Source organism: Arenibacter certesii DSM 19833 (genome assembly GCF_000429545.1).
Lineage (GTDB): Bacteria > Bacteroidota > Bacteroidia > Flavobacteriales > Flavobacteriaceae > Arenibacter > Arenibacter certesii.
In genome coordinates this window covers 1-8,753 of sequence record NZ_AUCB01000064.1, presented here as the reverse complement: position 1 = coordinate 8,753, position 8,753 = coordinate 1, and the positions used below count along the sequence as shown (strand labels likewise).

The following is an 8,753-nucleotide window of genomic DNA, read 5'->3' as shown; positions in this document are numbered from 1 at the left end:
ACTACTTTTTCCGGACTTTCTTCTGGCACCTATAATTATATTGTACGGGACAGTAAAGGTTGTACTTATAATGGCAGTGCTACTTTAACTTCGCCAGATCCTATTGCTGCAGATGCAGTAGTTATTCAGTCCTATACTTGTTTACAGTCGGCCAGCATTCAGGTACAAAATGTAACTGGGGGAACACCTGGATACACCTATAGTATTGACGGAGTGACATTTGTTACAGGAGATACCTTTACAGGACTTAGCACTGGGAATTATACTATTACGGTAAAAGATGCCAGCGGATGTACTTTTGCGACCATACCCGTAACTATTCCAGCCCTAGACTCACCAACGGATATCACATTTAATGCCACGGCGCCTTATTGTACGGCAGAGACGTCAGTGGTGAATCTTTCTGTTACCGGTGGAAGTGGTACAATCACTTACGAGATTATTGATCCTGTGGGAGCAATAGCTTCTAATACTACTGGAGTGTTTAATAATCTTGCACCAAACACCTATACCTTTAAAGTAACTGATTCTAATGCTTGTAGCTATGAGGAGAACTTTACCATTATCCCGGTCCAAAAGATAAATGTATCAGGAACTTTAGTAGAGAATGTTTCTTGCCAAGGCGGATTGGATGGTGTAATTCAATATAGTATTACCGGTATTTCCGGAACGTACAGTTATACCGTAACTGGACCCACGCCAATAACTCCGCAAAACGGAATTACTACAAGTCCATTGAATTTTAGTGGCCTTGTGGCCGGTAATTATACCATTACTGTTACGGACGATACTACGAATTGTACCGATACGGCCACAGTTACTATAAACGAGCCGTTAGATTTACTTATGATTGATGCAGTGGTAGTCACAGATCCAAGCTGTTCCGTAAGCGGAACGGTTCCTGGAACGGTGATTATCTCTATTTCTGGAGGATGGGGTGGATATACCTATCAAATTACAGACCCAAGTGGAGCTGTATTTTCCAATACTACTGGAGTTTTTAAGGACCTATTGGATACTTCTGCACCTTATAGTGTTGATGTTGCCGATGTAAATGGATGTAGTGTTTCTTCCACCTTTACATTAAATCCGGCCATAGCTCCAGAGCTTGCATTAAACGCCAATAACTTGTGTTATGATGCTTCTGTAGGTGTAACAATAACCGCTTCTGTTACCTCTGGAGGACAAGCACCATTTCAATACAGAATTAATAGCGGTGCTTACCAATCCAACACTATTTTTAGCGGATTAACTCCTGGGACATACACCGTAGATGTTATAGACAATAAAAACTGTACAGATACGGAAACCATTACTATAAATCCCAGACTTACCGTAAACGCGTCTCTTGATAAGGATTTGGATTGTAGTATTAGTCCAAATGCTGAAATTAACATTTCTATAGCAAACGGAAATCCAGTATACAGCTATGAAGTGTTCTTGGATGGAACAATTTTTCAGGCCAGCACTGCGGTGAGTGTATCACCATTTGTATTTAACACAAGTACTGCGGGATCTTATCAGTTTGTAATTTCGGATGCTTCGGGTTGTACCGTAACATCCAACAACATAAGAGTAACCAGTAATGTTCCACCAACAGTAAGTCCGGTGGTAACTGATCCACGTTGTGCAGGTTCTGCCGATGGTTCCGTTAATTTAAACGTCACGGGAGGAGCAATACCATACCAGGTAGTATTTAATGGGAGTGCCCCTTCTACACAAATGGTCTATACTGGCTTAATAGCAGGCACTTTTACTTATTCTATTACCGATGCTAAAGGATGTGAGACAACAGGTACAGTGAATTTAACTGACCCTGCAGTTCTAGCATTATCCACTGCTGTTTCACAAGATTATACTTGTACTACTGGATCTGCAACTATTGATGTAACCAGTATTACAGGTGGTTCAGGATCATATACCTACAGTATTGATGGGGTTAATTTTGGAGTTGGAACTACTTTTTCTGGATTAACCGCAGGAACCTATACCATTACAGCTAAGGATAGCAATAACTGTACGGTAATAAGTACACAAACTATTGATCCGTTAAATGGACCTACAGATTTATCCTTTACCCCAACGGCAATCACCTGTCCGGCTGTTACTAGTGATATTACCGTGAATGTAACCGATGGAAATGGACCGTTTAACTATAAGATTATCGCACCTGTCCTGCACGCAAAGGACAATGGTAATAATCCAACTTTTCCAGGATTGGCCGCAGGGACGTATACATTTGAAGTTACAGATGCCAAGGGTTGTGCAATACAAGAAAGCTATACTGTAAATACGATCCCAAAAGTTAACGTATTGTACCAATTGGTAAATAACGTAACCTGTAAAGGGGACCTTGATGGAGAATTTACTTTTGAGACGAGCGACTTTGTATCTACATTTAGTTATGTGGTGGAGGATAGTGCCGGCAATATAGTACAGTCAGCTAACAATATAAATGCGATCACTCCGATTTCTGTTCCAAATTTAGAAGCAGACACCTATGTGGTTATTGTAACCGATGATATCACGAATTGTACCGCATCTGCTCCAGCTTTGATCGCAGAACCTACTACCCCCTTAGATTTCACTTTTACCAATACAGATGTTACTTGTTCTAGCAATGCGTCAATTTTAGTAAATGCAACTGGTGGGTGGGGATCCTATAAACAGCAGCTTATGGATGCTACCGCTACAGGGGTTATAGTACCTTTTCAGAGTAATAAAACCTTTACAAATATTACTGCAGGAACCTATACCATTAGAGTAATGGATGCCAACGGATGTATAGTGGATAAACCAATTACTATTAATGCTATAGATACTCCTACTCTAGCCTTAGATCCTAGTTCAGATGTTTGTTCCGATGCCAATGGTGCAGAGATTGTCTTAACCGCTACAGGAGGACAAGGGCCTTATAGGTACAGAGTAAATGGTGGTACTTTTCAGGTTAGTGAAACTTTTTCAAACTTGGCTCCTGGAACCTATAATTTTGAAGCAACAGATATTTTTGGTTGTTCTACTGGACTTTTAACAATAGTTGTTCCAGAAAGATTACAAATCAGCAATGCGGTGGTTACTAAAGATCTCACTTGTTCTATTCCTACGGATGCTGTTATTCAGGTGACTGTAAACGGAGGTTATCTTCCATATAATCGCTATGAGGTAAGTACTGATGGTGGAACTACATTTAATCCAGGTGCTGCTATAACAGGAACAAGCTTTAGCTTTAATACCAATGCGGCAGGAAATTATATTTTTAGGGTGTATGACGATAAAGGGTGTTATGTAATTTCAAATCCTATCCAGGTAGATCCTATTACCACCCCGGAAGCTACTCACATAGCAACTGATCCTAGTTGTTATGGAGGTGATGATGGAGTTCTTGAAATTGTTCCGGTTTCAGGATCAGGACTCTCTCCGTATCAATTTAGCTTTAAAGGGGGTTCATTTACCTCTCAAAGAACCTATTCGGGATTATCAGCTGGCACAGCATATACATATACTATTAAAGATAGTAAAGGTTGTGAGACAACGTATAGTGTAGTATTAAATGACCCTCCAATTTTTGATGCAAACGTTATCGCAAATAACGTTTCCTGTGGCCCATCAGGTGATGTCCTAGGATCAATAGATATCAGTATTACTAGTGGTGGGGTTGCCGATTACACGTATACCCTATTTGATCAATCCAATAATATCGTTACCGTTTCAGGTCCAACACCTAATCCAGCAACCACTTCCGACACCTCAATTACTTTTGACGGATTGAACTTTGGAGATTACTATGTTAGGATTATAAACGCGAATGGTTGCGAGTATTATGAGAATCCAGTAAGAGTGTTGGCTAGTCCATATATATCACTTACTTCAGATCCAGCTATTGTAGACTGTATAAGTGGGGGGACTGTTGAATTGACTGCAGATAGTGGGTCAGGAAACTACACCTTTACTATTTTAGGCACAAGTATTGGCCCAAATTCTGTTACCACATCCGGTAACCCTGTACTTGCTACCTTTACTGGTCTAAACCCAGGTCAGAAATATGTTTTCCAAGCTATTGACGATGTTACTGGTTGCTCTAGTTACATAGAGGCAGAGATTCCAAATCCTTCAAATATTGATGTGGTTGATTTCCCAACTGTAACCGATGTAAATTGTTTTGGAGAAACGGATGGGTCTTTAGAATTTCAAATTGAGGGCTTCGATTCAGGTGTAACCGTTCTTAATTACGAGATACGTAATGCCCTTACCAATTCACCCTTAGGAGCGGCTTACTCTGGTAGTGTTACTCAGCCAGCTGGAGGTCCTACTGCAACCCCTTCAATAACTGTAAATAACATTCCTCCAGGAGATTATGTATTGTTTTTTCAGGAAGATACCACTCCGTTTTGTTCAAATACCTACGAGTTTAGAATATTGGAGCCTAATCCAGTAGAATTAAGTCTGGTAAGTCAGTCTAAAGCAAATTGTACTGATGGTTCTTTTGTTACGGTTAGAGCAACAGGAGGTTCTGGAAGTTATACTTATGCTTATGTGCTTGCAGGAGCCGCGGCCCCTACAACTTTTCCAGAATCTAGTACAATGCAGATAACTTCCGCAACTTATCCTGTAGATTATGACATTTACGTACAGGATATAAACGGCTGTATAGCGCCACCTGTAAAGGTAACACTAGAAAAAGACCCTGAAACAGTTATCAACTTAAGTGTTGTGGATTCTTGTGTAGCTTCAGATGGGACTTATGAAATTGAAGTAGAGTTAAATACTGCTGGAATTGCACCGCATTATATGAGTGTAAATGGTGGAACTTTTGTGCCGGTAACTCTAAACAATTCAGGAGATACCGTAACAATATCTAACCTTTCGTTTGGAGACCATACTGTAAGAGTAATAGATTCCAATGGATGTGGAGAGGCAGCCAAAACTATTACCATTTCTCCTCCATTTTCTGCTATAGCAACACAAACTGCTGAAGAGCAATGTGATCCTGTCAATAGTGCGGAGGTAACCCTAGTTACAGATGGTGGATCTGGAGACTTTAATTTTATTCAAACTTCTCCTGCTGGTCCTACACAAATTAATAATCCAGTGTTTACTGGATTAACAAGCGGCACATATAATTTTGATATAGTAGATAATGTAACGGGCTGTGTAGATAATGTGAGCATTGATATAGAGGCTCCTGTAAATCCAACCTTCACCTTATCTTCTGAAGAGGTGAGCTGTTTTGGAGGAAATGATGGCACTATTACGGTAACATTGAACGCAGGAAACTTGGATGTTCCTTATCTATACAGTTTTGACGGTGGTATTAATACCCAAAGTTCAAATGTATTTAACGGGCTGGCTCAAGGTAATTATACAGTTACTGTTATTTCAAATAATGGATGTTCTCATAGCGAGACTATTACCGTAACAGAACCAACACAATTGGTGTTTACTGCTTCTGCATCTGCATATAGTTGTGATGATAATTTTAGTACGGTAACTGTGGATAATCCAAGTCCAACAGGAACAGGACCATATTTGTACAGCTTTAATGGCGGATCTTTCCAGTCTAATAACACCTATAATGTGGCCTTTGGTGCCCCAGATGTAAATGTGATTGTTAAGGATGATAATGGTTGTACTGCAGCAATAGCGGTTGCTATTCCTGTAGAACAAGAGGTAACTGCTAGTATTACTGTACATCAAAATATAGATTGTAATAACGGCGAGGAAATTATCCAAATACACCCAGCGGATGGTTCAGGAGATTATACTATTACTGAATTGACAAATGGTACTGTGGTTGCGGATCCAACAAATATTGTTTTAACCGCACCAGGAAATTATGCCTATGAGGTACTAGATAATATTACGAACTGTTCTGTAATTGTAGAGCATAATATAGCTCCATATAAGCTTATTTCAGTAGCTGCTTCTCTTGTTGCAGATGCTAGCTGTAGTGATAGTTCTGATGGGGAATTACAAATTAATATTTCTGGTTATACAGGAACTTTTGATTATCAGGTTTTGGATAGTCTTGGGAATCCAGTGTCAGGTGCGTCTGGAAGCTATAATGCAACCTCAAATCCATTTAATTATGTAATTCCACAGACCTTACCGGCCGGAATGTACACTGTTAGAGTAACTGAAACACAAATTCCTTTGTGTAACGAGGTTTCTAATTCCGTAACGATTGATGCCCCGGAAGAAGTAATTGTAGTTGAGGTTAGTAATACGCCAGACAATTGTAATGAAGATGCAATTGTAGTTGTACAAGCCAGTGGAGGTACCGGACCATATACCTATGCGGTAGTATTAGATGGTTCAGCTATTCCAGGAGCATTTCCAGAGGACGAAACCCTTCATTTAGATTATAGTACAGCTGCAAACTGGGATATATATGCCCAAGATGCGAATGGTTGTATTTCTAAAGTTTTAGATATTACAATCACCGAAGATACTAGTCCAGATATTGCATTGTCCATTGCAAATGAGTGTGCAGAGGAAGGTAGTTATTCTATAAATGTTAGCCTAGATGCTACAAATACAGGAATAGCCCCATACCGAGTTAGAATTGTTGGGAATGCTTTCCAAAATAGTGCATCCTTCCCATATAACTTTAATAACCTTAGTTCTGGTACTTATGATATTGAGGTGTTAGACGCTAATGGATGTGGAGAAATTGAATCGATTACCATTAGTTCTGAATTAGATTTTAATGCTTCGGTGAATACCCAACCCTCATGTAATACTAATGATGGGGTAATTGACTTTGTGGTTGCTGGTGGGTCAGGAACCTATACTACTGAATTGTTTGAAGCGGATGGCATTACGGCAACGGGAATTGCCCCAGTTGGAAACCAGTTTATAGGATTGGCTTTCGGGTCTTATGTTGTCCGAGTGACAGATATTATGCTAGGAAGTCCTACCAATTGTACCAAGGAAATCATGGTGACTTTGGAAGAGCCATCAGCAGTAACCTTACAAACTACCCAGAAAACTGATATTAGTTGTTTTGGTGCAGCCGATGGTAGCATAAAGGTTAGTTTGGTTGCTCCAAGTGCTGGAGTAAATGACAATCCGCCTTATATCTTTACCATAGACAATGGGGTAGATGCGGCCATTACTCAAAGCAATGGATTCTTCTCAGGTTTAAATCCAGGGAATTACGTAATTACCGTGACTTCTAACAGAAACTGTGTGGTTACGAACAACGTTACTATAGTTGAGCCAGCTCAATTGGCTGCTTCAATAAGCAACGTGGTAGAATTTGCTTGTGATGTGGATAATACTACACAATCAGCTTCTTTTGATATCATTGCGGATGCTTCTACAGGTACAGGGCCCTACTTTTTCAGTGTAGATGGAGGGGGATATTTTGAGGGTACAGGTGCCGCCAAAAATCAATATACCTATGTAACTGCTGCTGCGGGTACCTTTACTGTGGACGTTAAGGATAGTAATGGATGTACTATTGTGGCGCCATTAACTCAGACAATTGATCCTCTTCCAGAAATTACAGATGTGTCCTTTATGCAATTGACGGAAATATCCTGTAACAATGATGAGGAGATAGAAATAACAGTAACTGGGGGATCAGGAGACTTTACTTTTGAATTGTTGCCAATTGGAAGCCCTTATGGAACATCAATATCTGTAACAGGAAATACTGCTATTTACCAATTGAATAGGGTAGGTGATTATACTTTTAGAGTGACTGATAATGTAACAGAATGTTATTTCACTTCTGCACCCTATACTATTGTTCCAAACGATCTAGTTGATGTTGTGGCCACGGCCATTACACCAGTGACCTGTTTTGGAGATTCTGATGGGGTGATGGAGATACATGTTACCGATTATACTGGTAACTACTCTTATGAGGTGTTCCATAGTGATGGTACCACTACCTCTATAACAAATACGGGAGTAGCCCCAGGAGTGCTAAGCATTGCAGGACTTTCTGCAGGGAATTTCTATGTGGAACTTACTGCTACAGATGCTCCATTCTGTCCGGCTACGTCAAATATTGTGACTATAGGGTCGCCAGATGCAGCATTAGATTTGGTTGTTACTAAAAATAGCAACGCCAATTGTACTATTGGTGCACAGGTAACGGTTAAGGCCAGTGGAGGGAACGGTAGTTATACCTATGCTTTTGTACAAGACGGGTCCACTCCTAATCCAAGTGATTATACTGCAAGTGCCAGTGCGATTCTTGATCCTGCTACCAATTTAAATTGGGACGTATGGGTGAAAGATGCCAAGGACTGTACTTATAAGATAGATGTGGTTATTGATGTAGATCCCCTTCCAACGGTAAGCTTACCAGCCTATGCGGACGATCAGTGTACTTCTACAGGAAACTCCTATACGTTTACTGCTACAGGTACAGGGAAAGGACCTTTAAAATACAGTATTGGAAATGGTTTCCAGAACAACGGTACTTTTACGGTATCTGCTCCTGGCACCTATATGGTAACGGTTAGTGATGCTAACGGATGTACTGTAACAGATACAATCGACATCATAGCTCCATTGTCTGCAACGGCAGTGGCTACTACTCAGCCATCCTGTCCGGTAGATGACGGTGTTATTACCATCACCGCTAGCGGTGGGTCTGGTACTTATGAGTACGATTTATTAGATGATACCAATACCAGTGTAATAGGAGGAGTTTCTCAGGCGTCTAATGTGTTCGCCGGACTTGCACCTGGAGATTATAAGGCTGTGGTATACGATGTTTCCGGGTCTGGTTGTGACGC

1 protein-coding gene is annotated in these 8,753 nt (G+C 40.5%); it reads left to right on the top strand.

The features are described from left to right. Nucleotides 1-8,753 (top strand): hypothetical protein (locus G466_RS0118555; protein WP_026814966.1); only part of this gene is annotated, 8,753 nt, incomplete at both ends.